This window comes from Mesorhizobium sp. M5C.F.Ca.IN.020.32.2.1 (genome assembly GCF_004023105.1).
In the GTDB taxonomy this organism is placed as follows: domain Bacteria; phylum Pseudomonadota; class Alphaproteobacteria; order Rhizobiales; family Rhizobiaceae; genus Mesorhizobium; species Mesorhizobium wenxiniae.
Map to the genome: position 1 here is coordinate 1 of NZ_RZSX01001648.1, position 484 is coordinate 484.

Genomic DNA, 484 nt, shown 5'->3' on the forward strand with positions numbered 1-484 from the left:
TGCCGGAAATCGCCCCCGATGCGCCGACCAGCGGCGCCTGGCCGAGCGGATGCACGGCCCAGAACAGCAGCACCGCCGCCAGCCCCGTCGCCGCGAAGAAAAGGCTGAAACGAAGCGCGCCGAAGCGGTTCGCCAGCGGTGAGCCGAAAGCCGCCAGCCACACCATGTTGACGGCAAGATGAGCAAAGCCGCCATGCAGGAAGGCATAAGTGAAGGGGCTCGAAAACGCGTAGAAATCGAGGTCGAAGCGACCGGAATAGCGGATCGGAATGAAGGCGGTCCGGATCAGCAGGGAGAAATCCTGGTCCTCGGTGAGCCAGTAGAGCCGGATCAGATGAACGACGACGCAGATGCCGATCACCGCCAGCACAACCGGCGGCATGTTGAATACCGGCTCGCGAAGACGCTCCGGCTCTCGGCCGACAGGTCCGCCCTCGCCCTGTTCCATTTCCGATGGGCCTGCTGGATCGCTCATATGCCTCGC

1 protein-coding gene is annotated in these 484 nt (G+C 63.8%); it reads right to left on the reverse strand.

The window, feature by feature from the left end; genetic code table 11:
- Positions 1 to 475, reverse strand: a 475-nt coding sequence (locus EOA86_RS37950; protein WP_164892474.1) for a rhomboid family intramembrane serine protease, incomplete at its 3' end; no start/stop codon positions are given.
- Positions 476 to 484 lie beyond the last annotated feature (9 nt).